The organism is Brucella daejeonensis (assembly GCF_014199265.1).
Taxonomy (GTDB): domain Bacteria; phylum Pseudomonadota; class Alphaproteobacteria; order Rhizobiales; family Rhizobiaceae; genus Brucella; species Brucella daejeonensis.
This window is the reverse complement of record NZ_JACIJG010000002.1, coordinates 1-24,050: the sequence shown is the minus strand read 5'-3', so window position 1 is coordinate 24,050 and position 24,050 is coordinate 1. Positions and strand designations below refer to the sequence as shown.

Below are 24,050 nucleotides of genomic sequence, written 5' to 3'. Positions count from 1 at the left end.
TTCACGCTACACGACTGTTATCAGTATTATTGTCGTTGGCGGGCATTATCTCGGTCTCTAAGTACGCTTCGATGAACGCATGCGCTGCGGGCGCAACGATTGCATTGCCGTAACCGCGCAATCGTCCCACTCGGGCGGCAGCCCCATGAGCCAGCGGGAATGTGCCGGGTTCAACTGGCCGCCACTTTCCATCCCGGCAGAAGAGCCAATCAGCATCTCGCCAGTGGCCGTTAGTCGGGCCGGGCTGTCTGCCGCCCATGCTTGTACCTGCATATTCAAGTCGGACAGGCTCACCCCCATCGACTGCGAACCCCGTGCCATACTCTCGCGCTTGCGCTCCAGAAATCGCTCCGGCGTCCCGTTCGCTTGCTGTACGACTGGCGTCGCCCATCCCGCTAGCGCACCCGCATGGTTCAAAGTGATGTTCGGAGTTGTGAAATCCGGTGACGGATGGCGCAAAGCATCCGTCGTCGTGGTCGTGGGCCAGCCCGCCAAATTCGCTTGCCTCGGCAACTGGTCGAACCGATCCTTGCCCGTGTCCGAACGTGGACGAATGTCCGCCCCGCTGTCCTTCCAGTCCCGCGAAGCGGGCGTCACCCACGATGCCAAAGCCGCATCCGATGTCAGCGCGCCACCCGCTTGGTTCGGCCCGCCGTTCGAGCCGTCCGACGCCCTCGGCGTATTCCAACCTTTTTCCAACCCAATAGAGCCGCTGTCTGATATGCGGCGCGCCGAAGCCCGCAGCGCAGGTATCGACCGCCCCGCTGGCGTAGCCCGATCCTTCCAGGTCAGCTTGTACAAGGTCGAGCCAGCCAAGTCCGTCCTTGCTCGCAACCTGCTCGCCAAAGACGACTGGAGGGCGGCAGTTTTCAATAAGCCAGTGGAAGTGCGGCCATAGGTGCCGCTCGTCAGTAAACCCTGCTCCTTTGCCTGCCGCGCTGAAAGGCTGGCATGGGCAGGAACCGGTCCAGACGGGGCGGTCGTCTGGCCATCCTGCTCTACGGAGCGCATATGACCAGACACCGATCCCGGCGAAGAAATGGCATTGCGTGTATCCGATAAGGTCGGAAGGTCGAATATCGACAATTGAACGTTCATCAACATCTCCCGGTGCGATGTGGCCAGCCTTGATTAGCTCGCGCAACCAAGCCGCCGCTTTCGGGTCAAACTCGTTGTAATAGGCTGTCATGGCTACCTCAGAATGGAGCTTCACTAAGGGCCGCACGCATCCCTCGCCCGCAGCCTTCCCACGCGGCTTTGACGAGCATCCGTGCCTCTAGTTCGTCCATGTCCTTAAGGTCGGTCTTTCCCAACTCTTGCAAGTATTCCCCAACCGCCTCGACGCCCTTATCAAGGGCGCGCAGCTCGTACGGATCCAATCGCCGCCGATGTCGGATATGTTCGGCAATGTCGGCACATTCCTTGCACAGCCAGCGGATCGGCTCGCGGTCTGCTTGCACGCCGAGGCCTACGGCGTGTCTCTGGCAAACAGCACACACATCGTCAGGCTGCATTTGCAATCTCCGCGTTGTTGTCGTTGGCTACGTCGAAGATGTTGTCTTGCCGGTTATCAAGCGCCGCGATGTTCCGCACCGCCTGCGAGAAGTAGGACGGCTTTAGCTCGAACCCGATACCCTTACGCCCGGCAGCAACCGCGCCGTATACCTCGCTACCGATTCCGAGAAATGGCGTCAGAACGACGTCGCCGGGATTGCTCCACAGTTCGATGCAACGCTCGATAACGTCCAACTGCAAAGGCGAAATGTGCTGTTCGTCCTTCTCGTCGCGCGCTGATCGATATTGCAGGGTGCGTGTCTGGTTAATGTCCATCCAGACCGGCGATGCATAACGCTGCCAGACTTCAATCGAGAACCACTTCTCTGCCCTCGCCCGATCTTCGCCAGATGCCAGCCGATCCGCGAGTGCCGTCGGTTCGTTGCCATAGCCGACATAACGATCGAACATGCCATCAACCGGGTCAGGATTATCGCCCGGCTTACGGAACATCAGCATATAGTCAGCAAGTCCCTGCCCGCTGATCGTGCTATCCTTGGTGATCTGCTTATGCAGAAGACGGATGGATTTCGTGCGCTGCTGCGCGACAACTGGATCTTTCCAGATGCAAACTTCACTGTGGAAGATCCAACCTGCATCTTCGTATGCGCGCACCACTTCACCGCGGAAGTCGCGCATGCCGATATGGCCATGTCTGATCTTGCTGGTTGGCAACTGCATGCAATGCACTGCGTGGATTCTGCCCGGCATGGTCACGCGTAGCAATTCTTGGATCAGGTAGGCGTAGTGCTCCCAAAAGCCATCGCCATCGTTGTTGCTGATGTCTCGGTCGGAATTACTGAACCGATAAAGGCCCTCGAAAGGCGGGCTATGGATGCCGAAATGCACCGTTCCCGTCGGTACTCCACGAATGAGCTCGCAAGCGTCGCCTTCATAGATGGCGTAATTTTCAGTGACGACTTGGCTGACGGCTTTCACCGCGGCGGTTTTCGTTTCGATAGATTGGTCGGTAAGTCTCTTGCTCATGAAATTCTCCTCGTGTCGGTTAGTGGGCTACGGCGTTGGTGGTGAGCCACGCCGGTATTTGCATAGGCTGTTGCGGGTTGTAGTTCGGCTTGTCGCGTACAGCGCCCCGAACAGCCTCGCTGGATAGATCGGCCATATGCATGACCATCGCCGCAGCCATTCGTTCGGCGTCGGCTTCCTTGCGGCGCAGGTTGGCGACGATCGCGCCTTCGGTTTCTGCCGCGATAAAATGGACGTTCACAGGCTTGGTCTGACCGAACCGCCAGAAGCGACGAACGGCTTGGAAGATCTGCTCGAAGCTGTCATTCAGGCCGACGAAGCCGGTATCAGCGCAGTGCTGGAAGTTGAGGCCAAAGCCACAGATCGAAGGCTTGGACACTAACACTCGCGCCTTGCCGGATAGGAAGTCAGCAATCTTGCGTTCCTTGTCGTCGTCCTTGTCCGATCCAGACAAGTTGACAGCGCCCGGTATAGCCTTTGCAAGTGCATCAGCCTCGCTATTCAGATTGCACCACCATACAAATGGCCTGTCATTTGGCGTCAGACGGGCAGCAAGCGCGACGCGTTCGCCTACGCTGTCTTTCCTCGCCGAAATGCGTTCCTGCATCGTACGGGCTTCCATAGGGAAAAGTAGCCCTGTCTCGACGCTCGGCGCATATTCCACCTGCACCGTATGCTGGTCATATGTCAGCGGCGGCAGATCGTATCCGGTGTTGTCATAACCAAGATCGGAAGGCCTGCGCAGCATCACAGACCATGACGCCATCCACTTCCAAAACTCGGTTTCAGCATGGCCCTTCAGACGCCATTTCTGTGTCTCGCCGCCATCGTGGATGAAGAACGTGGCCAGCATGTCGGTATATGACATGACGCCGAGAAATTCCGCGTGGTTGCCAAGCTCCATAAAGTCGTTTGGTGCAGGGGTGGCAGTCGCAGCGAGACGAAATGGTATTGCCGCGCACTCCTCAATCAGTCGATTGCGATACTTTCCGTCTGTGGACTTTAGGATTGAGCTTTCATCGATCACAACGCCACCAAATTCTTCTAGCGAGAAATGATCCATCTTCTGGTAATTTGTGACGTTGATGCCCTGCCCAACGTCCGACTGCGATGCAACAATACGCGCCGGGATGCCAAACTTCGCGGCCTCGCGGATATGCTGTGCTGCAACTGCCAGCGGTGCGAATATCAGCACTGGCTTGCCGGTGTAGTCCGAGACATGCTCGGCCCATGTCAGTTCCATTAATGTCTTGCCGAGACCTGTGCCAGCGAAAATAGCAGCACGCCCACGGCGCAAAGCCCACCGCACGATATCACGCTGATGTGGCTTTAGCGTCTGGCTTAGTTCCGGAATGTCGGTCATCCCAGTCACAGGATCGGCAATAGCCTTCCCTTGCAGGAAACGCGCGTAGGCGTCCATCCTCATCTCCTCGTGTTTCATGGTGGTAACCCGCCAGTTGGTGGCTGGCGGGGTGTTGGTGTTAAGAGGCCAGCCAGTAGCCCAGCCATGTGAGAGACGCAGCAGGCCAGACCAAAGCCAGAAACACCGCCGCGACAGCGGCATTTGCGCCTAACTTTGCCAGAACAATACCTAATGCGATTGGCACACCAATGATGTACGCCATCACCATTCCGCCGAGGACGGTATCGCCGCTATCCATGGTTTGCACTCGTCGCAATCTGCGGATCAAATTCCCCATATGCCCCGACGTACCAGTTATAAGAATTTGGTACGTCTTCGATATATCCAGATCGAGTGAGCCACCCCGCAAAACCGTGCTCGTCAAGTTCATCCCATTCATCTTTCGGGACAAAACCGGCCCTATATGCATCAACGACCACTTGCTGGTCGAAGTCTTTAAGGACGGTGAATGGGCGCGTAGTCCACTTGTCGCTCCATTCACCGCCGCAAAAAGCAAGGATGGTTCCAGCTTTAATGATAGCCATCAAGCAGCTCTCCTATTATCGCCGCCTTCCTGCACAGCAGCAATCGGGCTGTCGGAGATGATTGCAAGATGAGCCTCACAATATGCCACCCGCTTGTGCGCCTCTTTTATTTGCCCCTCCCAATGTTCGCGTTCTGAGGCTTTACGGGCTACGGTTTCTTCTGGCGTTTCTGGGCGATCATATGCGACTATGAGTTTGGGTGTGCCGTCGTATTCATCGACTTCGATATACGCATCGCCCCAATACTCTTGCGGGATTTCAAGGCGCGCCTGCATCAATTCATTAATGAGGTCATCAAGTTTTCGCGGTATGTATCCGTTCGGCGCATCGCCAAAACCCCAGTGGCGGACGACTTTCTCTATTGTATGGTCCATCACCTGGCCACCCGCTCGTCCCAGACCTTAAATCCCGGCACCTGACGCATACCGGCGCGCACTGTTTCTTCGGCCATCGACTGCACCAATTCCTTGAAGCGCTCTGGCGCTCGGCCATATGCCCAGTCGAGTGCCTTGCCTTCATCTTCCAGCGTACAGCGCCAGATAGTGCGCAGCCCGGTGCCGGTCGTTGCTGACCGATCTTCGCGCTTGGCCCATCGGTCGGCTTTCTTGGCCTCGGCAAGCAGCTCTTCGGCTTTCTCGCGCTCTTCGAGGTTGCCTGCGCTGGCGCGGATGGCTTCCTGTGCTTCTCGCGCAATGCGGTCAGCCTCTTCACGAGCGGCGCGTGCTGCCGCTTCCTTCTCCGCGGCAACCTTATTGCGCCATGGCGTGAGCAAGGACTGCAACGTCTCCTTGCCGAGAACAACCTTGCCTTTGACAGACTTTGTATTGCCGATCAGCTTGTTGTAGCGGTCCTGAATTTCTGTCTTCGCATCGTCATGTGGCTTTGCTTCATCCTTGCGAGCCTCGTCGGCGCGCTTTCCGGCCTCATGCAACTTATCGTGCAGTTCGGTGATCGCATCGGCCAACTGTTGATTGTCGATTGCTTCGCCGTCCGCGAAATTCTTAGCCTCATCGAACAGGTCTTCGATTTCCTGTTTGATGGTCTCGTACGCAGTAAGTGGCGGTCTATTGTGACCAACAGGCGCCGGGTTATACGGGTCGTAATTGTCCGTCATTGTTGCTCCTCGTGTTTCAGTGGTTGGTTTTGTTGCGATAAGCAGCGGTAGGTAAGTTAACACGCCTCACAGCGCATCCCGTTAACGGGGTGTCAAAATGGTATTTCGTCATCCAGCATTTCGGCCAGCCCAGCAGATACCCGCCCATAGTTTGTTGCCGGCACATTGTCGTTGCTCGCCTCCGGTGTGTTGTCGTTCGCAACGCCCGCAATAGCGTCGACCACTTCCCAGTATTTGCCGTTCGGCTTCACTACAATCTCTGCGGTTGCCAGCAATTCGTTCTGGCGTTCCATGAATTCCAGCACTGTTTTGGGGAACGGTGCCTGACCGCCGTGCTTTCGCCACCACCTGTCTGACTTCGACTTAAAGAAGCCGGTATGAGCCGGTCCCAGCCATTCGTTGATCGGTGACATGCCCACCCAATAAGACACCTTCACACTGTCCTGCTTGCCGCCCTTGCCTTCGTGGTATGCGAAGGTGCGGCGCTCCACCTGGCGGGTGCTGGCGTTGTCCTTCGACAACATCGGCACGTCTTCGGCCTGCGCAGATATCTTCGGCGTTTCATCGACCGGGAATTCATATCCGCAGTCGGGACAGGTATGTAGCGAGGCGTGAATAAGCGAGCCGCAGCCGACTAGACCACGATCGTCAGGCTCTTGCGGGCATTGCTTCACCGGCGCCTCCCCGTCGCACCTCTTCATCCCCGGAGGCGTGACCGCATCAATCGGACCGTGCTTGCGGACGACGCCTGCAAAGTCGAGAAACAGGCAGTTCTCCTTGCCGGGATAGAGGCGCAGACCGCGCCCCGCCATCTGGACATAAAGGCCCGCTGATAAGGTCGGGCGACAAAACGCGACCAGATCGATGATCGGCAGGTTCGTGCCGGTCGTAAGCACCGAGTTGTTCGTCAGAGCGCGGATCTTGCCAGCCTTGAAGTCAGCCAGAATCCGGTCGCGCTCACCGGTTGGGGTGTCGCCGGTCACCGTCTCACAGCTAAATCCCCGGCTGCGAATTTCATCCCGCATATGCCGGGCATGTTCGACGCCACTGCAAAAGCAAAGCCAAGCCTTGCGCTCTGCACCGGACGCCGTACCATACGTGACGATCTCATCGACCACCGAGGCAGTGATGTCGTCCTTGTCGATAGCAGCCTGTAGCGCATTCTGCTTGTAATCACCGCCCTGCTTGCCAACGCCGGACAGGTCGAAGGCAGTCGCCATGCCCTTTGAGATAGGACGGCAGAGATACCCCTCCTCGATCATCTCGCCAATCGGCTTTTCAAAGCAGATGTCGTCGAAAAGCGCGCCGTCACCTTCCGTCAAAAGCCCCTCGCCCATTCGATAAGGCGTAGCTGTGAGTCCGACCAGTTTCAGGTCTGGATTGATGGCGCGCAGACCTTCGATCAGCTTGCCGTACTGTGTTTCCGAATTGCGCGGCATCAGGTGGGCTTCATCGACCAGAACGACGTCGATGTGGCCGATCTGCTCCGCCTTGTTTGCGATCGTCTGCACACCACCGAAAACAATCTGTGCCTTCGCATCCCGCCGGCCTACGCCGGCCGAGAATATTCCCGCTGGGGCGAATGGCCAGATGTTCAGAAGCTCCTGATAGTTCGAGAGAATGAGCTCGCGAACATGCGTTACGACAAGCACGCGCATGTCCGGCCAACCTTCGATCAGTTCCTTGCAGATCGTTCCGAGCACTAAGCTCTTGCCGCCGCCGGTAGGCAGGACAATAAGAGGCGATCCCTGATTGTCGCGCCAATATTCATAAAGCGCATCCACAGCGGCACGTTGATAGTCTCTAAGCTGCAACATTGTTTAAACCCGCCTTTATCTTATCAACCGCCGCAGGCACCTTGGCCGCCATTTCCTTTGACATCATGGCCATGTGGCATGACTTCTCGCTGATGTTCCGCACTTGACGCAGATGACGATACGCCTCCGATCTGGACAGGGTGCCCGATCTCCATAGCGGGTCAAACGCGGCATGCGCCGCCTTCCTCGCTTCGTGGGTGGCGGCATCAACTAACTTCTTGCCGCCCCAACTCCACAGACCGCAACAGTCGTTTCGCATGCCCCATATGGTATTTGTTTGCAGCGCGGGCTGTCCGCATATTGGGCACATTACTTTCACGCCGCCCTCGCTTTCTTGGTGTTATCGTTGGCCCCATCGATCCACCGAGTGCCGTCGCGCAATTCATACGTAATCGTTTCGGCGGCCTCGTCGACGTCGATCTGCTCGCCCGGCACCAAGCACGGGAGCGTCAAATGGGCAGGGCATGCATCTTTTTGCTCGGCCAGCGACAACGGCTTGTTAAACCGGCCGCAAGACCATGCACCGCCCGGTTCTGGGCTGCTGAAAATGCACGTCCGGCAGTTTGTCCGCGGCCATGCACCCTCGTGGCAAATCGCGTGGTGCTTGCACCACTTGCACGAAAAGAACTCCGGGTTGTCGCTGATACGTGGCGGCAGATCGTTCGCTTGAATAATGCGTTCGGCCTTCGCCAGTAGCCGCGCCACATATGCCGCGTCGTAATGCACCCGCTCGGTGTATAGCTCGTCGTTGTCCTTACAGACGGCGAGATAAATCGCCCTATCACGCCCTCGCGCATGCATGTAGATCTGCATCTGCCCAAAATGGAGCGGCTTACTTTTCTGGACTCCTTCCTTTTTCAACGCTGTGAAGCTTTTTAGGTTGTGCGACTTGATTTCGCCGACATGCCAAGTCTTTGGCGATTCAGGTAGGCCGAGTATTTCGCTGTCGAGGTAGCCACCAACATGGCCGTCGCACAGATCAACGCGGATCTGCCGACCATCTGGGCCATAATCAACGACTTCGCATCCGATCATGCGAAGGTTTTCAATCCAGCGCGTTTCTTCAAGGTTACCTGTTTCGAAGATGCGTAGCGTTCGGCCGGGGATGGATTCATGCGGCGTTGTCCATCGAAAGTCATAGAATAGCTTGCGGCTGCATTCTTCCGCCACCTGAGAGGCGGGAATTGTCTTCCCGTCTCTCTGTTCGTTGGCAGCCTCGTAAGCTGCGTAGATGGCCGACACCGTGGATGAGGTGGGCTTGGGAATGGGTGCCATTATTCGTCACCACGAGCCAAAGCGTCGGCATATTCCTGCGCATCGGACTGAAAGTGGAATGCACCAGAACAAATGCGCGACCGATACCCTTCGCTTGTCACATAAGTTTCTAGAACCCGAAATGGACGCGGGGCATCTTCTGGCGAAACCTGTTTGACGACTATGAAAACGCTGTTGTGTTTCATGTTAAATCCTGACTGGCATCAGCACGGCGGTCCACTCGCCCTCGCCCTTGACGATGGCAGGCGAGCCTGCATCGCCGAGAGCAAAGCGCACGTTTGCTTCATCCAACGCGCCAAGCATGTCGTTGACGTACCGGGCGTTAAAGCCGATTTCCAAAGGCTCGCCCTCGAATTCAATCGAAACTTCATCGCTAGCCTTGTCAGCCAGCATCAGTCGCAGCACATCGCCGACTGCGAATTTCACGGCTCGCGATTTGTCATCCGCAACCGCGGCGACACGCTCGACCGCCTTCATGAGTGCCTGCCGATCAACGGTAAGCACGTTGCTATTGCCGGTTGGAATGACGCGCACGTAGTCGGGGAACGTGCCGTCAATCAGCTTGCTCGTGATCACCGTCGAGCCAGAGGTGACGCGCACCTTGTTCTGGGACAGTTCGACCGTAACCGCACTTTTCGGCAGCAGGCCTACCAGCTTTCGCGGCAGGATCACGCCGTAGTTCAAGTCGCCGGCAGGGCCGACATTGCGCATCAGCCGGTGCCCGTCGGTTGCGACAGCAACCAAGCGGCCGTCAACGGCATGCAGATAAACGCCAGCCAGATAATAACGTGTCTCGTCCGTCGAAATGCAGTGCACACACGGCGCGACAAGCGTAGCCAGATCAAGCTCAAGCGTCGTGTCAAACTTACCGGCGCTGAAGGACGGAAAGTCTTCAGCGGGCAAAACGTCGAGTTTATACCGGCTGCGACCCGACGCGACGGTAAGGCGGCCTCCACCGCTAGCTGCATCCAGTTCAAGGGTGATGTCTCCCGTCGCGCGCTTTGCAATGTCCGCAAGCATCTTACCGGGAACTGTCACGCTACCGGGCTGGCAGTCGAGCACCGGCAGGCTGGTCGTTATCTCGACGTCCAGATCGGTGCCTGTCAGGCGCAGCTTGCCGTCCTCGACTGCCAAGAGCACGTTGGCAAGAATAGGAATCGTGTTGCGGCTTTCGATGGCACGGTTGACAGTTGCCAAGGCGTGCGCGAGCTCTGAGCGGTCAATGCTGACTCTCATCAAAATCTCCTCGTGTTCGGTGGTAGAAGGCGCGGCTGGCAACCGCGCCTGTTGTTTAGCTTAACCCCAAGGGCGTTTCTTGCCTGCCGCAGCAGCCGTTGGCGCCGGTTTGTTACTGTTAGCCGCAGCCGGTCGGTTGTCATTGGCCGGGCGGGCCTGCGCTACAGGCTGGTTGGCATCGATCGAAGGCTGGGGGACGTTACCTTCGTCAGGAAAGTAGTATTTTTTTATTTCCGCGCGAGCCGGGTACTGGCCGTCTTTTGAGGGCTTGCCGAGGCCAATCTTTGCCGTGAACGCTTTGAAGTGCAGTTCTTCGGAATCCTCGACTTCCGAAACACCAATTGCGCGGCAAAGGCTCGCGAACTGGCGCTGGCCGATCTCTTGCGCCTGAGTGCTTTTGTTTTCGAGGTTGTAATTGTTGAAGAGCTTGCGCTTCGCGTACTCTTCCGGGCGAATAACGACCATCGTCGTCTTCAGGATGGTGCCCGTGCCGTCCTTCGTGGCGGCCACTTCACTGGCCTCGATTTCAAGCTCATAGTCGCCGTTCGGCAGTTCCGAGTAATCGGACTGCGTCGTGTCGTGTTTGGTTGCGTCAAATGTTGAGCCAAGTCTGGCCATCTATAAAATCCTCGTGTTGTTGGTGGTGTGGTTCAGTGAGCCGACTGTGGCGGCTCATGTTCGACGATCCAGTCAAGGTCGGCTGGATATCGCCAGTCCTGCATATTTTCGGCGTCGGACAGCCATAGTGATGGCATACCGTCAATCATCTCAACCCGGCAGACCATATAGGCCACATCCCATGACTTGAGCCTTACATGGCTGAAGCGCTTCGGAATGTTCGCAGCGCGGTCCTTTGGCGATAGCCAGGTCATGCCTTCGCCCGATGAATAGCTGGGCGGAAGAACCCGCCGATAAAGCCAAGCGAAGCGCCGATCTGCCACATCGCAAGGCCTGCCGCGTTGATGCCAACGGCGGCAAGGAAGGCGTGGATTGTTTCTGCGAAGAGCAGACCAACGACCCAGCCGACGAACGCGCCGCCGAGAACGCCGATCAGCGGAGCGAAGAAAAGAATGGCTGCGATTGCTACAAGGCCAGCTAGATCTTTTTCCATTAGGCGACGTCCCTCTGGTCGTTGTCGTTCGAAACCGGCCAGTACTTGGCAATGTCGGCAAAGCCCTGCCCTTTGCGGTAAACGACGCTGTCCGGCATCGAATAACGGTTCTTGGCGTTGAAACCCGCCGCCTCGTTGAAGTGCACCTGGCGCTCTTTGCCGCCTTCCGCGTGGCTAACCTTCGTCTGGCGCGCCACTTCTTTTTCCTTGATGGAGATGCGGTAGTTCATGAACGCGACAATGTCGGACTTCTCACGAACCAGTGCATTCGACCTTTTATGCAACTTAGGCTGGTATCGACTATATGGATCGGTAGTCGGGCTGTCGAAGCGAACGATTTCAGGGTGCGCCAGCATGACGACATACATGCCAGCACGGGATAGCGCCGACACCGCCGCCATGAGCTCGTTCCATTCGGTGTCGGCTTCCACGTAGCCTTTCCCGAACCCGGCCTCCTCGATGCTGTTGATACCGAGGCGGGCCGAGGTCGCACGCCAGACAAGAGGTTCCAGCCCGTCGAGGCTGTCTATAATAACGGTGCGCCGGTCGTGTTCTTCAGTCAGCAATTCGCCGATGACGTTCAGGAGGTCGTCGAAGGATTCAATCGTGCCGGGCGTTGCCATTTCGATGTCAGACGGCGGGCGCTCGCCTTCGGTTGCCAGATAGATCGGGTCAGGGAATTCTGCCGCGAGCGACGTTTTGCCGATGCCGTCAACGCCGTAGAGAAGGATCACAGGCGGATCGTTTCTCTTGGTCGACTTCAGGCTTGAAAGAGATAGAGCCATAGGTCTCCTCGTGTTCAGTAGGTGTGGTGGGTAACGGTGATTGCGGCGATGACGGCCGCAAGTATGAGCCAGCCTACGAGCCATGCCGGCGGGCTTGTAAGCAGCCATGTGCTTGGTGGTCTGAGGGGCATCATTCAGAAACCTGACGCACCATCATGGGCTCCTGATTCAGCGCGAGCGGCTGATCGGAGAACAGATAGTCGCCAGCCCATTCGACATACGCGTTCGTGTCTGCTGTGAAAAAGAATACGCCATCGGCGTTCTTCCCATATGCCCCGTCGAAGTCAGGCTGTTCCATAAGTAAGGATTGCCGACCGTCCATCGTTCCATTCGGATCACGAACAGCTTGTTCACTGCCCATGAGGTAGGCATTGAGCGAGGTAACCTTCCCCCGGATTGGATACGAAGCGACGACACGCCCGTATGACAGCAGGTAAACGAACCCGCTCATATTTTGCTGGTTGATGCGCTCCAAGCGCTCAGCCAAATTCTTTCGTTCCAGAGAAGTCTGCAGCGTTGGTGCCGGGATGTCTTGGATAAGACGGGCTTGGTTGACCTCTACGGCCCGGTTTTCGATTTGCTTGCTCGTTGGCGCTGCTGGCTCGCAGCCAGCAAGCATCACCGCGGCTGCTGCCACGATCATGATGTGCGTCTTCATGATTTCTCCTCAATGAATAGATGGAGGTAGGTCTGATGTGCGGAATAGGTCGCGGTTCGCCATCTGCGTGCGCGCATTATATTCAGCGACCATGCTTGCTCGTTGACTACGTAAACCAATCGCTATTGCGTTGAGCCTGTTCCACTCTTGGCGATCTTCGAAACGCCAAGATGCACGATCGCCGGCCGATTTTTCGAAGCCGACCCGGCCGCTTTCTGCAGCGATAAGTTTTTGATCGATGGCAAGGACGTCATGATACTGACGTTTAAACCACTCGTAGTTGGCGATAACATTGTCAGCATCGATCGTTTTCTCAACAATCCGCCCTGCTTGATGAATGGGGTTGAGGACGAAACTAACCGCCCATCCCGCTACGCTTAGTCCAGCGACAATGACGATTGCCGACAGGCCAATTCCGAACAGTGTGCGCCGAGGCCGCTCTTGCAGTCGTTGCTCCAAGTTCACGCCGCACCCCACAGATAAAGCAGCCCGTAGAACGGCAACAGCAGGTTCCAGAACAGGAAGGCTGCAATTATCGTGGCGATTGCCAGCGCGAACGCTGCAAGCGCCAAGGACTGTCCGATGCGTCCGACACCTGGCTTTCGCCCGGGATCAATGTGCGGCATGTCAGCCGTGGCTTTTGTGGCAAACGAGATCATGCCATCACCCATGTATAGAAGCCGACTGCCAGTGCGACGGCCACTACAACGAGCAGGCCGTGAACGAACTTGTCACCAAAGCCGAGCGTGGTTTCCGGCTCATACAACGTGTCGCCGTCCGCGTAGTCTTTGGGCGCATAGTTGCGCGTGTGGCTGTACGTGGTGGAGGTCATGCGGCCTCCTTAATTTCGTTGACATGCGCAACGACGGGTTGCTTCTTGCCGGTATCAACCCAGACGTAATCGCCATATCGGGCCAACTCGAAACCATAGCCTTGGTTGATTTTAACAAGCCGTCCTTTTGCCAAGTGCAGCTGTGAAGGGTCGGCCTTGGACACGTCGATAAAAACGGTTCCCGCCTGTTGCTCCGCAACCGGTTGGTTGTCATTGCTGGCTGGCTCGTCGACCCATTCGGCGATGAGGTCGCCATCTAAGGATTCGCTACTGTTGAACATGTACTTGCCATCGGTGCGGTAAAGGAACTTCTCGCCAAGAGAAAACCGTTCAGCACACCCATTTCCCACTGCCGGCCCAACTTTGCGTCCATCGCGGGTACGATAGAATTTGCCGGTCTCGATGGTGAGGGGTGCTAGAGCGAAATACTCGGCAAGCCAGCCATCAGCCTTGCCGTTCTCTTTACGGATTCTAATATGATCCCCATCCACCCGGATCACGGTGGAAATGCTTCCCTTCTTGATACTGTAGGCGCTGTCTTTCAGTGCAACAACCCGATCACCGACCTTGAAAGCAGGCTTGCCGGTTGCGTCAGCAACTGGCAGGAGTTCGAATTCATCATCAGGACGTAGGCGACTATTGCCGTCGTTATCGACGAACATAATCAAATCGCCGTCTACTGCGGTGATCGTAAAGATATCACCAGTCTTAAACCCACCAAATGGACAGTCTCGATGCGATCGTACCTCGTCGCCTTTTTTCAATCTCATATTTTCTCTCCTTTTTGCTGTATGCAGGCAGCGAATCCCCTCTGGGCTTCGTAGCGTGATCGGCCGCCCGGGTTTCCGTGGGCTGCTTAAGCAGTTCCCCTCGTCTTGGTGTTTTTCGTAAGCTTCACCTTCTTGGTGAAATCGACCGGGATGACGTTGTCCTCTTCAGGCTTGTCAGCCTCGACGCCGCCGCCATCCTCTTCAAAATCTGGCTCGACTTCGAAGCGCGAGACCTCAAGTTGCACAAGGCCCGTGCCGGGAATCATGAAACGCACAGTCAGCCAGCGGAAGCTGTCGCGCTCCTCGATGATGATGCCCTTCCACTTCCAAAGCCGATGGACGACGATTTCGCCGGGTAAGTCCCAGCATTCACCGCAATCGCAGGTCATGCGGCACCTCTTTTCGGTGCGCGGTGGTAAGTGACCGGCGCGCTGGAAACGTAGCGGCCGTCCTTCAATAATGCGTACTGCCGCGCCTCAGCTTTTTGCGCAGCCGTCCGGTAAGGCTTGCGGTTTGTCATGTCCCGCTCGCCAGTTCGTGTGTATTTCGTTTTCAAGATGGCCTCCTCGTCGGGAGGTTGGTCGTCGGCCCCGTCATCCTCGCGGTCGGCCTGCCTCAAAAAGGCTAGTGGACCGTGCCCGTAAATGGCCCGTCCAGAATGGTTATGCGGGGCAGCGAGACATAAATGTCCATGCATCCTCCCGAATAACCGCCGTTAAAAGTTGTGCGCCGCACAACGGTCTTCTCTGTTGGCTCTGGCGCCGGTAGCGTGGGCGTTCTTTCCGAAAGTAACGACCAGGCGTGGCCTCTTGTGATCCCCATCAATTCCGCAATCTGCCCAAATGACGCGCCCCTCTTACGGTGCGCGGCGGCAGTTGCCTGCAGTTCGTGCCTTGATGATTGCTGCATGTCTCCTCGTGTGGTTGGTAGGTGGTTGACAAGCGCCGCTGGCAACGGCATCTGTCTGGTTGCGTGGGGTGGTACTGGGCAAGGAAAGCTGGACTTTGGAAGCGGGCTTTAGCCCCTCCTCGTGTGGTTTGGTTAGTACGGGCGGGACGTGGTAACAGGTGGTGCTGACCGTAAAGCGTCCCGCATATATTACCCTGCCATCTGGCGCAGGGCGTTTCCCTCGTGTTTGGTCACATGCCAGATCATGCGTTCTGCTGGTGAGGCAGAATGGACTAGTTCGTCCAAATCTTGCCTATGCTAGAGAATGCATCCTTGAAGCGTTCGCCATTGGGGCCGAAATAAAAGAATGATTGTCCCATCGCTGGCGAGTTACCGTTTCTGGTTCTACTTTCAAACCGGATACGCCCGCGAGTAATGCACATAGCTTGGCATGCAACTTGAAGATCTTGGTGCCATCCAGTGTCACCGCTATTATTGGTGAGAATGATAGCTTCGGTCACACGACCAGAAAACACTTCACCAATAGCCTTGGCAACGAAGTTTTGAATTTCGGGATTAGAGTACGGAGGGTTCATCCATACAGTACCAATCCAGTCTTTATCCAAGCCGCTGTTGTCTTCCGTATAATAAACTCCGGCCTTTACGGTTTTCTGTGCAAATTCATTGCTGGCGGGATCTATATCAATCTGACCCATAACTTCGCGCGCCATTTCAATGTATTTGGCGGGCGTGTACCATTCGTTGTCGCCGGAGAATGAATTAAGGCGGGTGTTTATTTCGCGGCCGAGCGCGGCTTTCGTTGGTTCGTTTCCGTCCGATAGTATTTTCTCGATTGATTTCTTTACGATGCCTGGGTCCCGCGATTCAGCATCGCGAACGGAACGAGCAGAGTGGATCTCGTCTTTGCGTATCCCCAAATCAGATAAAGTCGCTTGGTGGTTGGCGTCTGCAACCACCTTTCCCATCCACCTGACAGATTGCTCCCCTACTTTCGCGACTTCACCTCGTTCCTGCGCTGCATCATATTCATCAGCCAATCGCCGCTTCGCCATGGCCTCGATTTCTAGTGCGTCAGCTTGAGCGCGGTATACAGCGCCTATCACGTCCTCATATGCGCCCTTCGCCTTGGCGAATCGTGCGGTTGCCTTCGCAGCATCGTATGCAAGGCCGGCAGACGCTTTCGCCTCCAGCACCTCCGCTGCTGTGGTTGCGGCGGCAAGCTGGTTTGCTGCCTTGAGTACCAAGGCCGGGAGGCTACCAGCAATAACTTCGTTGCTGGCGATATCGTTTTCGCTGCGAAGTGCAAGCATGTTCATGCCGCAAGCCTTTCTGCCGCAACGTTGTCGTTGGAAACTTCAAAGAATACGGGAGCCGGAACTTCTCGGCGCGTCTTCAAGTCGCGCACACCAAGATGGCGCGGGTTGATATCGAGATAGTCTCCGAAAAGCGGAAAAACTTCGAATTGTCGCGACAGTTCTCGACCGTAGGTCAGGAACAAAATGATGCGGTGCGCAAATTCTGAATTGTGAATTTTTGTCTGCGGATATTCATACCGGTCTTCTAATTTAAAGACGCCATAATCGTATGATGCGCAGTCAACCGTATTGTGATTGTTATTTGTAGCGCCGAGCCATTTCCACGGAGAGTTGTCGCCGCCGGAACGGTCTACAAGGCGCCAAAAATCTCTTTCAATCCCCGCCTTTGCTACGGTTCTCTTTTTCAAAAGTGTCATGGAAATCTCCTCGTGGTGTGGTTGGTGGTATTCTCAATTTATCCTAGTGCCCGCTTTTCGACCAATCAGCGCGGCCACACGCAAAACCGCCAACCGCATTTCAGCGGTCAGCGCTCCTCGTTGACTATGGCGGGTATTTTTCGTTGACGGCGAAAAGCGTTCTGGTCGAATTGGTCATGGGGTCTCCTCGTGTTTTCTGGTCAGTCAGTCTTGGGTTGGTACTATCTGTCCGGTCGCGGAAGCTCCGGCTTCTCTTTGTGCAACTCATTCTCCTTTTCTGGGTCCGCTCTTCTTTGGGGCGGTTGATGATTTCAATATGCGATAAACACATAAATAAGTCAACAAAAATTATTTGATAATCGCAAATGATTTTCTGTGCGGATTATGCGAAAAGGCCATATGAAGAAAATTGACTGGTCAGACTGGATGGAAAAGGCGCGCAAGTTCGCGCACATGACGCAGGTCGAATTGGCTGACAAAATCGGGCTTAGCCAAGACAAGATCAGCAATGTTAAGCGTGGAACTCGCAAACTATCCAGCGATGAATCGACACTTATATCTCAGGTGACAGGATATCCCCTGCCCGGAGAAAACGCGTCATTGAACGTATTGGGGTATGTAGGCGCTGGCGCTGCAGTCCACCCGATCGACGATGGCGACCCTTTATATTCATTGAATATCGAATACCCACTACCACCAGGTACCGTAGGGGCCATTGTCCGCGGCGACAGTATGTTCCCCATATTCGAGGACGGGGATCTGGTCGCCTACTCTGGCGAAACTGTATTACCAGAAGACGCGCTTGGGGAGACTTGCATCGTACAGGTTTCCGACGGCCGGCTATTAATCAAAACAATCCGCCGAGGATCTGAAGATGGCCTCTATACCCTTACCAGCTACAATGCTCCGGATATCATTGATGTGCCAGTAGATTGGGCGCGGATGTTCTACAGCCGTATTTCTCGAAGGGTTTGGCGCAAGTTTGTGCGTTAATTCTTGCCCTTATGGACGCAACTTGCCAATCTGGCGCCGTTACAACCATAAGGGGTTATAGGAATGGGGAATTTTCCTGATCTGCCGCCACTGGATAGAATACCGGCAATTATCGGTGTGCATCGGCTGTTATTGCAACACCTTTACGCTAATGCGATCCATCGCGGACTACTGAATCAATCAGACATTGATAAAATAATTGGGTCCATTAAAGACGACGCGATTCGGCAGCTTGCCGAGGGGTTCTTTGATCCATTTAAAAAAGTCGACAAGTGACTCATTCATCTCGTCGATATTGAGAGGATCAGCATCCGGCCCGCGAAAGTGGGCCGTTTTTTTATTGTCAATTCTCTGCATGTCATTTCTCTTTCTATAGCGCCCGCACCATTGCGTGGCATGATGCTATTATGCGGTATTCAAAACTGGCCGCAACAATTTTTATTTGATTTTCGCATTTTTAACGCTTGACGCCTTTATTCGATTATCGCATATTCTTCCTCACAAGCAGCACGAAGAAGCGACCGACGCCGATCTGCTGACCATCCAAATACGAGGAGAAACCCATTATGAGCCCCAGAAGATCAGCAAAACCGAGACGGAATGAAATCATCGGCGGCGGATTCTTTGTATTCCGCCGCGGCAAGAAGACTGGCCGCGTTGGCGTCTTCACCACCATGCCATACGAACACGGCTCGTTTGAGCAGGCCTTGGCCGAGGCGACGCGCCTCGCTGCCCTGTGCCCCGGCGAGACGTTCGAAGTTTTCCAGACGAGCGGCGCCGTAGCCTGTTGCTCGCCGGTTGAGCTAGCGGAGGCTGCGTAAAATGGAGCGCAACCCAGCCACGGAACTCGAAGCCGCGCCCCTCCCGCGCGGACAGAAGAATATCGTCGATGCGCTGACAGCTATTTATCCGCGTCGCATCTACATCGACGATCTCGTTGACCACGTTTACGCTTTCGACCCGAACGGCGGCCCAGATGGCGCCCAAAACGTTGTGCGAGTGCAAATCAGTCGCCTCCGCAAGCGCCTGCCTTCCTATGGCTGGACGATCCCGATGAACCATCGGGGCGCCGGAAACCACGGGTATTACCGCCTTGAGCCCATCGCAAACGACAACGTACTGGCGGCGGAGCGGGCCGCAACAAACCGGAGGGCTGCAGCATGAACCGCGCACTCCTGGAAATGCTCGCCGATGATGAGTTCGAAACGGAAACCGACGCACCCAAGGCCGGCAATGTCGAGCCTATGCGCCGCCCTGACTACAAGGCTAGGAAACATGGTCGCCCGCAGCCGTGGCTGCGCTATGCGGCACGAGAAGCGGTCGAAATGACCGTTGTTATAGCCTTTTGCGTTGCCGCGTGCGGCGTAGGATTGGGGATGGCGTGATGGAAGATGAGCGCAAGCCTAACGCCATGTGGGCCGACGAGTTCGGCATCGTAACCGGCTACATGTGCCTGACGGACTTTGAATGCGAGCTTGGCGGCGCAAGCGGTGGGAACTGTATTCTCCCATCCTTGGAGGACTTCAAGAAGGCACGGCCATCCTGCGCCAGGGAATGTGGGATCGTTGAAGTAAAAGTCTATGGCGTTCGAGTTGTGCAGGAACCGGCAGAGATAGAAAGATAGCGCCGCAAGGCGCGGGGTGGGCCACAGATGTAGCGAAAACCAGACGGTCGTCGCCACACCCCAAACTTTAGCAGGAAGGCCAGGACTACACTGCAACCCACGAGCTGGGCGCCTTCCTGCACACCAACGAATTCGGCGAGAGCCGAGGACGGGCCAGGTGAAAGCCGAAAACCAGTCATAATTCGCCCGTCCAATAATCACAGCGGCGCTGAATAGCGACGCAAGACGAAATGCAGGGAGGCCATCGGGAAGACATAAACCATATGAGTCCCGTCCTGCCCTGCATAACAATTCTGCGAAGCGTGGCCAGTTGGAGATCGCAAACCAACGCCACCGCGCCGCGCTTCGCAGAAAACAATTCCCCGAAAGGGGCGGCTGACCGGCCTGCTTCTTGTCGAAACCCAGTGGTGGGACGCCGGTCAGCCAAACACGTTTAGCCGCTTCGGCGGCATGAGGACGGGCCAGAGGGGATACGGAATCCAGACCTAGAAAGCCCGCCCTCAATGAATAGGCAAGTGCGGCCATGCGCTCGGCGTATCCCATTGGATTTACGCCGCACTTGCCAACCCAATACCGAGCGCGGGCCAGAAATGCATTGCAACCCAAGGCCGCCACGCCCACGTTCGGCCCTTTACCAACCGCAACCCACGAGGAGAATAACGATGAACGTAGCAGCAAGAAGAATTACCGGCGCTAAGGCGGTCAGCCTGCAGCAGACCGCTCAGGACATGCTTGCTAAGGCCGACGGCGACATGAGCCGCGCCGCTGAAATGCTGGCGAACTATGCCGACAACATCGCCAGCTACCGCGCCGAGCTTCTCCGCATTGGAGCCCGCAAGCTTCTGAATGAAGTGCCCCAGGTACAGCGCGCGGCGATATTCCGCGAGCGAGCTGCCAGCTCATCCGCGCCATTCATCAAAGCTCCCCACCGCATGTCGGCTGGCGCAAAGGCTGCGCAGGCCCGTTTCAAAGCTGCTGGTAGTGCGATCAAGTCAGCTCTGATGGAACTGCCATACACGATCGGCGGGCTGACCAAGCCGTTGCGCGAATGGACCGGCACTGAAATTCACGGCCACGCTGAAATCGAACTCGCTAAGGGCGCGACTGCCGTTCGCAATGCTCGCTTCTTGCTCGCAGTCGGTACTGCTGCTGGCGGCAAGAAGATCGGAGAGGCTGTTTCTCCGGGTGATCTTGAGCGGATGAAGGCCGACGCGGAATCTAGCGAAGTTTAATAGTTTCGGGGTGGCCATGAAAGGCTCGTAACCCATACGTCAAACGCCGCCCCACTCAAACAGGAGAGAGTTATGATTGAAGCTATGATTGCAGATTTTGCCAAGTTGTACGTCAAAACATCCATCGCCACCGAATTCAACCACGATGGGTCAATCCAATATACCATTCGCATCAACAATGATGATGGCCGATACAACCGTCCATCTGTCCGGCTTGCGATGCAGGGTTCTGATCTGGCTAAACTTATTGCATCCATCCGCGAGCACTTCGAAGATCTGCGCCCATCGCTAGTTGCTGGCCTAGAGCGCGCAGATCGCCGTAGTCGAGAAGAACGATATCTCCGCGAGCAAGCAGGCAAGCCAAAGGCAGCGTAACTAATTCGGGGCGGCCACTGGCCGCGTGTAACCCATTTCCCCTCCGCCGCCCCACCCTTTCCTACCGCAGATGGGCCTCTCACCAATCGAAACCCATTCACCTCGCGCCCATCTGCACCCCTTTCACCCACGGGCCATACCAACCTTGTAACCCACAGCCGCAACGCCCGTAACACGAGGAGAATTACCATGAACGTATCGCTCAATCCCGCCAGCATCGCAGCAGCAGTCGCCATCGGCCACAACTCGCAGGCCGTATGGTCTTCTGGCCATGTGCCGCTTGCGCCTTACGAGCCAACCGACGAGATCGCCGCCACAGTCGCGGAAATCGTCACACTGCACCGTTTGCGCCAAGACATGATCCGCGCGCAGACGAAGCTTTCCTTGCAAGGACAGGCAGCGATCCGCTTTATGTTCCAGTCGGACGACGACTTCGCAAATGACGAGGCGAAGGAAAAGGCACGCAAGCGCACGGAGTCGCTTTACAAAACGATTGCCGCCGATCCATCCCACGAACTGCATAGTTATGTCGCCCCGTACCTATTGGCAGGAAAGCCACTCGACGAACAGCGCGCAGCATATGAAAAGCGTCTCGTGAAAGCCGCCAAACTACTCCCTGTCTATGACTGGGTGAAAGGCGTTAAAGGGTTCGGTGACATTTCATTCGCCACCATCGTCGGCGAATGCGGCGATATCGGTACTTATAAATCAGTGTCCGCTGTGTGGAAGCGCCTTGGTCTCGCTGTGATCGACGGCAACCGTCAGGGTAATCCCGGCAAAAGCGCATCCGCTGACGACTGGATCGCACACGGCTACAATCGCCAGCGCCGTTCGGTTAGCTGGAATGCTCGCCAGCATGTAATCGGAGGCATGGGAAAGTGGCGCCCAGCATACGGCGCAGACGTTCGGGCCGATCTGGACCTTACCTATTATCAGCAAGTTTACGCCGAGCGCGCCCGCTACGAATCCGAAAAACTCGGCCTGCCTATAGCCGAAAGTGCGACCGGCAAGGAGAGCTACAAGATGCACGCCGCGAACCGCGCGCATCGCTACGTCGAAAAGCGTCTTGTGAAGCACCTCTATCTCGAATGGCGCAGGGCTGCCGCGTAAGCACAGCCGGCGCACACCTATCACCACCCACCAAAACACGAGGAGACCCTATGTCCAGATCCATCACGCACGCCGCTATGGCGCCTACCCTGACCGCCACTGAATTTCAGCAACAAGGCACAACCGCCGCGCAGGTCTTGTCGATTTCAAAGGCCGTGCGCGCTCTTGGCTACCACACTGAAGCCGAGACGCTACGCGACACCGCTTTCGAACTGGCGCGCATTACCGGCGTTCGGTTCCGCTATGGCGATCCACGCCAGCGTCGCAATCCAGCCAATGACAACCGCCGCCGGCAGCGGAGGGCGGTGTGATGGTGGTGGGTGACAAAGCCGTAAGGGCAGCACAGAAAGCGTATAGAGAATGCGAAGGTGATAGCACGGAAAGCCACCGCGCCGCCCTCACCGCCGCTCTCCCCTTCCTCCCCGTGCAAGGGGCTGTGAATGCTGACGCCATCAAGCGGATCGAGCGGATGGCGTTTGGTTATGAAGTCATGTTCGAGAATCTCTGCCATATTTCAGGAACATCAGGGGTGGATCAGTCTTGGTATCGTGCGAAGGCTCGTGAAGCTACGGAACGTCTTTCTCCGCTGCATTCCATCACCACAGAAAGCAACAAGTCTGTCCCAGGTGATTGTAAGCGGCAGTATCAGGACTTCATGTCTCGCATCCTCTCCGCGCTTGAGCCATCCGCAGCGCGTGAGCTGGCGTTGGAGGAACACCTTCAGGCTATAGAACAGCAGCTTGCCATAAATCTTGGCTATTTCCACGACGAAAATCGCTTCCTGCTTGAAACGCTTCAAGCTCACATCACCACGCGCATCGTAGCCATCCGCTCCCTATCCTCCCCGGACCATGCCGACGCCGTTCACGCGCAGGCGCGGGACGTGCTGGCCCGTTTCCGTGACTATGTGATTGAGGGCATCACTGCCGGTACAATCATGCGCGGCGGCGAACATCACAACCCGATTTGGCAGGAAGTTGCCAGCGTTCTCCATGCCGACTCCGGTAAGGTCGAGGGGGATGGGTGGCTGCCGATTGATCTTTCCACTCCAGACAACACTTGGCTGCTGATTTACGTAACCGGACACGGGATTGTTACGGCTCGCAGAAAGCCGTTTTATGGATGGATCAGCTTAGATGGAAAGCTGATTAAGCGTGCCACCCACTGGCGACCTTTACCCACACCGCCCGTAGCTTCGGAGGGCGCGGAATGAGCAAGCTGCGCGCACTTTCGCTGTTCGCCGGAATAGGCGGGTTTGATCTTGGCCTTGAAAGAACGGGCGGCTTTGAAATCGTTGGCCAGTGCGAGATTGAGCCGTTTCAACGCGCCGTGCTTCGCAAGCATTGGCCCGAAGTACAGCATATCGAAGATATCCACGATATCGAGCGGTTTGACTGTGACGTGATTTGTGGCGGCTTCCCTTGCCAGCCGTTTAGCACCGCTTCACGCGGTCGCCGTGTTGCCGTCGACCTGTGGCCAGAAATGCGCCGGGTGATCGATGGTTCCGATCCGTCCTATGTCATCGCGGAGAATGTCAGTGAATATGCAATCGAAATTGCCGCAGATGACCTGCGGACACTCGGATACAACATCGCAATCAGAAATATATCGGCTCATGATTGCGGGGCACCGCATGGAAGAAGCCGTTGGTGGCTTGTTGCACACCCCCACGAGGAAGGCAAATTTCAACGCGCCCTCGATGCAGAAGTGGCCAAGCTGCCGGAACTATGTGCGGGCCTTTGGAACGCAGAAGCCTACGCCGGAGCAATTCGAGTTTCTGATGGGCTATCCCATCGGGTTCACAGAGTTGAAGCACTCGGAAACGCTGTCCTTCCCCAAATTCCACAAGTAATCGGGCTGGCCATTCTCGCCACCCACCCATCAGGAGGCGACAGTCATGGCGAGTGAATTGGAACTGTTCAGCCTTCTCGTCTTCGGTCACATGCTGGCGGACTATCCTTTGCAGGGTGACTTTCTCTCAAAGGCCAA

At 56.2% G+C, this 24,050-nt stretch carries 37 protein-coding genes; 11 read left to right on the top strand and 26 right to left on the bottom strand.

Translation table 11 applies throughout. From position 1 onward, the window contains the following. Nucleotide 1 precedes the first annotated feature (1 nt). The 25 genes from FHS76_RS22495 to FHS76_RS02295 all read right to left on the bottom strand — a co-directional run bounded on the left by FHS76_RS22495 (nucleotide 2) and on the right by FHS76_RS02295 (nucleotide 16,727). The gene (locus FHS76_RS22495; RefSeq protein ID WP_183647588.1) at nucleotides 2–1,189 is read right to left on the bottom strand and encodes a DNA cytosine methyltransferase; all 1,188 of its coding nucleotides are present in this window, start codon (nucleotides 1,187–1,189) and stop codon (nucleotides 2–4) included. Nucleotides 1,190–1,196: 7 nt separating this feature from the next. Continuing rightward, nucleotides 1,197–1,514 (bottom strand): DUF6511 domain-containing protein, encoded by a 318-nt coding sequence (locus FHS76_RS02410; protein ID WP_183647585.1) that lies wholly within the window; start codon nucleotides 1,512–1,514, stop codon nucleotides 1,197–1,199. Then, a complete protein-coding gene (locus FHS76_RS02405; RefSeq protein ID WP_183647582.1) occupies nucleotides 1,504–2,541 on the bottom strand; it encodes a DNA-methyltransferase in 1,038 nt (345 codons plus the stop codon). The genes FHS76_RS02410 and FHS76_RS02405 overlap by 11 nt, the downstream gene beginning before the upstream one ends. A 19-nt stretch (nucleotides 2,542–2,560) precedes the next feature. After that, entirely contained in the window at nucleotides 2,561–3,961 is a 1,401-nt protein-coding gene (locus FHS76_RS02400) for an AAA family ATPase (RefSeq protein WP_183647580.1), read from the bottom strand. A 61-nt stretch (nucleotides 3,962–4,022) separates the two neighbouring features. Next, nucleotides 4,023–4,202, bottom strand: a complete 180-nt coding sequence (locus FHS76_RS02395) for a hypothetical protein (protein WP_183647578.1) — start codon at nucleotides 4,200–4,202, stop codon at nucleotides 4,023–4,025. Then, nucleotides 4,195–4,488, bottom strand: a complete 294-nt coding sequence (locus FHS76_RS02390) for a hypothetical protein (RefSeq protein WP_183647576.1) — start codon at nucleotides 4,486–4,488, stop codon at nucleotides 4,195–4,197. Before FHS76_RS02390 ends, FHS76_RS02395 begins: the two co-directional genes overlap by 8 nt. Beyond that, entirely contained in the window at nucleotides 4,488–4,862 is a 375-nt protein-coding gene (locus FHS76_RS02385; protein WP_183647574.1) for a hypothetical protein, read from the bottom strand. Before FHS76_RS02385 ends, FHS76_RS02390 begins: the two co-directional genes overlap by 1 nt. Then, nucleotides 4,862–5,602, bottom strand: a complete 741-nt coding sequence (locus tag FHS76_RS02380) for a hypothetical protein (RefSeq protein ID WP_183647572.1) — start codon at nucleotides 5,600–5,602, stop codon at nucleotides 4,862–4,864. The genes FHS76_RS02385 and FHS76_RS02380 overlap by 1 nt, the downstream gene beginning before the upstream one ends. A gap of 92 nt (nucleotides 5,603–5,694) precedes the next feature. Then, nucleotides 5,695–7,419 carry a DEAD/DEAH box helicase gene (locus FHS76_RS02375; protein ID WP_183647570.1) on the bottom strand — a complete coding sequence of 575 codons (1,725 nt, stop codon included), beginning with the start codon at nucleotides 7,417–7,419 and terminating at the stop codon, nucleotides 5,695–5,697. Then, nucleotides 7,406–7,678: a zinc-finger-containing protein gene (locus FHS76_RS22840; protein WP_183647567.1), complete on the bottom strand. Its 273-nt coding sequence runs from the start codon at nucleotides 7,676–7,678 to the stop codon at nucleotides 7,406–7,408. The genes FHS76_RS02375 and FHS76_RS22840 overlap by 14 nt, the downstream gene beginning before the upstream one ends. A 56-nt stretch (nucleotides 7,679–7,734) precedes the next feature. Continuing rightward, entirely contained in the window at nucleotides 7,735–8,694 is a 960-nt protein-coding gene (locus FHS76_RS02365; RefSeq protein WP_183647564.1) for a PDDEXK family nuclease, read from the bottom strand. Between the two features lie 186 nt (nucleotides 8,695–8,880). Further along, nucleotides 8,881–9,930 (bottom strand): DNA polymerase III subunit beta, encoded by a 1,050-nt coding sequence (dnaN, locus tag FHS76_RS02360; RefSeq protein WP_183647561.1) that lies wholly within the window; start codon nucleotides 9,928–9,930, stop codon nucleotides 8,881–8,883. Between the two features lie 60 nt (nucleotides 9,931–9,990). After that, complete coding sequence (locus tag FHS76_RS02355; RefSeq protein WP_183647557.1) at nucleotides 9,991–10,548, bottom strand: DUF669 domain-containing protein; 558 nt, start codon at nucleotides 10,546–10,548, stop codon at nucleotides 9,991–9,993. Between the two features lie 32 nt (nucleotides 10,549–10,580). Then, complete coding sequence (locus tag FHS76_RS02350; RefSeq protein WP_183647554.1) at nucleotides 10,581–10,802, bottom strand: hypothetical protein; 222 nt, start codon at nucleotides 10,800–10,802, stop codon at nucleotides 10,581–10,583. Next, the gene (locus tag FHS76_RS02345) at nucleotides 10,799–11,041 is read right to left on the bottom strand and encodes a hypothetical protein (protein ID WP_183647551.1); all 243 of its coding nucleotides are present in this window, start codon (nucleotides 11,039–11,041) and stop codon (nucleotides 10,799–10,801) included. The genes FHS76_RS02350 and FHS76_RS02345 overlap by 4 nt, the downstream gene beginning before the upstream one ends. Continuing rightward, nucleotides 11,041–11,826 (bottom strand): ATP-binding protein, encoded by a 786-nt coding sequence (locus tag FHS76_RS02340; RefSeq protein WP_183647548.1) that lies wholly within the window; start codon nucleotides 11,824–11,826, stop codon nucleotides 11,041–11,043. Before FHS76_RS02340 ends, FHS76_RS02345 begins: the two co-directional genes overlap by 1 nt. A gap of 130 nt (nucleotides 11,827–11,956) precedes the next feature. Then, the gene (locus FHS76_RS02335; RefSeq protein WP_109367064.1) at nucleotides 11,957–12,484 is read right to left on the bottom strand and encodes a hypothetical protein; all 528 of its coding nucleotides are present in this window, start codon (nucleotides 12,482–12,484) and stop codon (nucleotides 11,957–11,959) included. 9 nt (nucleotides 12,485–12,493) lie between these two features. Then, complete coding sequence (locus FHS76_RS02330) at nucleotides 12,494–12,949, bottom strand: hypothetical protein (protein WP_183647545.1); 456 nt, start codon at nucleotides 12,947–12,949, stop codon at nucleotides 12,494–12,496. Continuing rightward, on the bottom strand, nucleotides 12,946–13,143 hold the full coding sequence (locus FHS76_RS02325) for a hypothetical protein (protein ID WP_235992539.1): 198 nt from the start codon (nucleotides 13,141–13,143) through the stop codon (nucleotides 12,946–12,948). Before FHS76_RS02325 ends, FHS76_RS02330 begins: the two co-directional genes overlap by 4 nt. Then, complete coding sequence (locus tag FHS76_RS02320; RefSeq protein WP_183647541.1) at nucleotides 13,140–13,316, bottom strand: hypothetical protein; 177 nt, start codon at nucleotides 13,314–13,316, stop codon at nucleotides 13,140–13,142. Before FHS76_RS02320 ends, FHS76_RS02325 begins: the two co-directional genes overlap by 4 nt. After that, entirely contained in the window at nucleotides 13,313–14,086 is a 774-nt protein-coding gene (locus FHS76_RS02315; RefSeq protein WP_183647538.1) for a hypothetical protein, read from the bottom strand. The genes FHS76_RS02320 and FHS76_RS02315 overlap by 4 nt, the downstream gene beginning before the upstream one ends. An 86-nt stretch (nucleotides 14,087–14,172) precedes the next feature. Beyond that, a complete protein-coding gene (locus FHS76_RS02310) occupies nucleotides 14,173–14,475 on the bottom strand; it encodes a hypothetical protein (protein ID WP_183647535.1) in 303 nt (100 codons plus the stop codon). Continuing rightward, nucleotides 14,472–14,642 carry a hypothetical protein gene (locus tag FHS76_RS02305; protein WP_183647532.1) on the bottom strand — a complete coding sequence of 57 codons (171 nt, stop codon included), beginning with the start codon at nucleotides 14,640–14,642 and terminating at the stop codon, nucleotides 14,472–14,474. The genes FHS76_RS02310 and FHS76_RS02305 overlap by 4 nt, the downstream gene beginning before the upstream one ends. Before the next feature lie 625 nt (nucleotides 14,643–15,267). Further along, nucleotides 15,268–16,311, bottom strand: a complete 1,044-nt coding sequence (locus FHS76_RS02300) for a DNA N-6-adenine-methyltransferase (protein WP_183647530.1) — start codon at nucleotides 16,309–16,311, stop codon at nucleotides 15,268–15,270. Then, nucleotides 16,308–16,727, bottom strand: coding sequence for a hypothetical protein (locus tag FHS76_RS02295; protein WP_183647528.1), 420 nt, complete (start codon nucleotides 16,725–16,727; stop codon nucleotides 16,308–16,310). Before FHS76_RS02295 ends, FHS76_RS02300 begins: the two co-directional genes overlap by 4 nt. 399 nt (nucleotides 16,728–17,126) lie before the next feature. Here FHS76_RS02295 and FHS76_RS02290 point away from each other — a divergent pair, with 399 nt between their 5' ends. Next, on the top strand, nucleotides 17,127–17,720 hold the full coding sequence (locus FHS76_RS02290) for a LexA family transcriptional regulator (RefSeq protein WP_183647526.1): 594 nt from the start codon (nucleotides 17,127–17,129) through the stop codon (nucleotides 17,718–17,720). A 180-nt stretch (nucleotides 17,721–17,900) separates the two neighbouring features. On the opposite strand, the gene FHS76_RS02285 is transcribed toward FHS76_RS02290, so the two are convergent. Next, entirely contained in the window at nucleotides 17,901–18,077 is a 177-nt protein-coding gene (locus FHS76_RS02285; RefSeq protein ID WP_183647524.1) for a hypothetical protein, read from the bottom strand. A 209-nt stretch (nucleotides 18,078–18,286) separates the two neighbouring features. Between FHS76_RS02285 and FHS76_RS02280 the strand changes: the two genes are divergently transcribed. From FHS76_RS02280 to FHS76_RS02235, 10 genes are all read left to right on the top strand, one after another. Beyond that, nucleotides 18,287–18,541, top strand: coding sequence for a hypothetical protein (locus FHS76_RS02280; RefSeq protein WP_183647522.1), 255 nt, complete (start codon nucleotides 18,287–18,289; stop codon nucleotides 18,539–18,541). Between the two features lies 1 nt (nucleotide 18,542). After that, the gene (locus FHS76_RS02275) at nucleotides 18,543–18,884 is read left to right on the top strand and encodes a helix-turn-helix domain-containing protein (protein ID WP_183647520.1); all 342 of its coding nucleotides are present in this window, start codon (nucleotides 18,543–18,545) and stop codon (nucleotides 18,882–18,884) included. Further along, nucleotides 18,881–19,105, top strand: a complete 225-nt coding sequence (locus FHS76_RS02270) for a hypothetical protein (RefSeq protein ID WP_183647517.1) — start codon at nucleotides 18,881–18,883, stop codon at nucleotides 19,103–19,105. The genes FHS76_RS02275 and FHS76_RS02270 overlap by 4 nt, the downstream gene beginning before the upstream one ends. Continuing rightward, a complete protein-coding gene (locus FHS76_RS02265) occupies nucleotides 19,105–19,344 on the top strand; it encodes a hypothetical protein (protein WP_105529218.1) in 240 nt (79 codons plus the stop codon). Before FHS76_RS02270 ends, FHS76_RS02265 begins: the two co-directional genes overlap by 1 nt. Before the next feature lie 662 nt (nucleotides 19,345–20,006). Next, on the top strand, nucleotides 20,007–20,576 hold the full coding sequence (locus FHS76_RS02260) for a hypothetical protein (RefSeq protein ID WP_183647513.1): 570 nt from the start codon (nucleotides 20,007–20,009) through the stop codon (nucleotides 20,574–20,576). A 72-nt stretch (nucleotides 20,577–20,648) separates the two neighbouring features. Beyond that, nucleotides 20,649–20,951 carry a hypothetical protein gene (locus FHS76_RS02255; RefSeq protein ID WP_183647510.1) on the top strand — a complete coding sequence of 101 codons (303 nt, stop codon included), beginning with the start codon at nucleotides 20,649–20,651 and terminating at the stop codon, nucleotides 20,949–20,951. Between the two features lie 189 nt (nucleotides 20,952–21,140). Beyond that, a complete protein-coding gene (locus FHS76_RS02250) occupies nucleotides 21,141–22,061 on the top strand; it encodes a hypothetical protein (protein WP_183647507.1) in 921 nt (306 codons plus the stop codon). A gap of 50 nt (nucleotides 22,062–22,111) precedes the next feature. Further along, nucleotides 22,112–22,372 carry a hypothetical protein gene (locus FHS76_RS02245; RefSeq protein WP_183647504.1) on the top strand — a complete coding sequence of 87 codons (261 nt, stop codon included), beginning with the start codon at nucleotides 22,112–22,114 and terminating at the stop codon, nucleotides 22,370–22,372. Beyond that, entirely contained in the window at nucleotides 22,372–23,274 is a 903-nt protein-coding gene (locus tag FHS76_RS02240) for a DUF551 domain-containing protein (protein WP_183647501.1), read from the top strand. Before FHS76_RS02245 ends, FHS76_RS02240 begins: the two co-directional genes overlap by 1 nt. Continuing rightward, entirely contained in the window at nucleotides 23,271–23,969 is a 699-nt protein-coding gene (locus FHS76_RS02235; protein ID WP_183647498.1) for a DNA cytosine methyltransferase, read from the top strand. The genes FHS76_RS02240 and FHS76_RS02235 overlap by 4 nt, the downstream gene beginning before the upstream one ends. Nucleotides 23,970–24,050 lie beyond the last annotated feature (81 nt).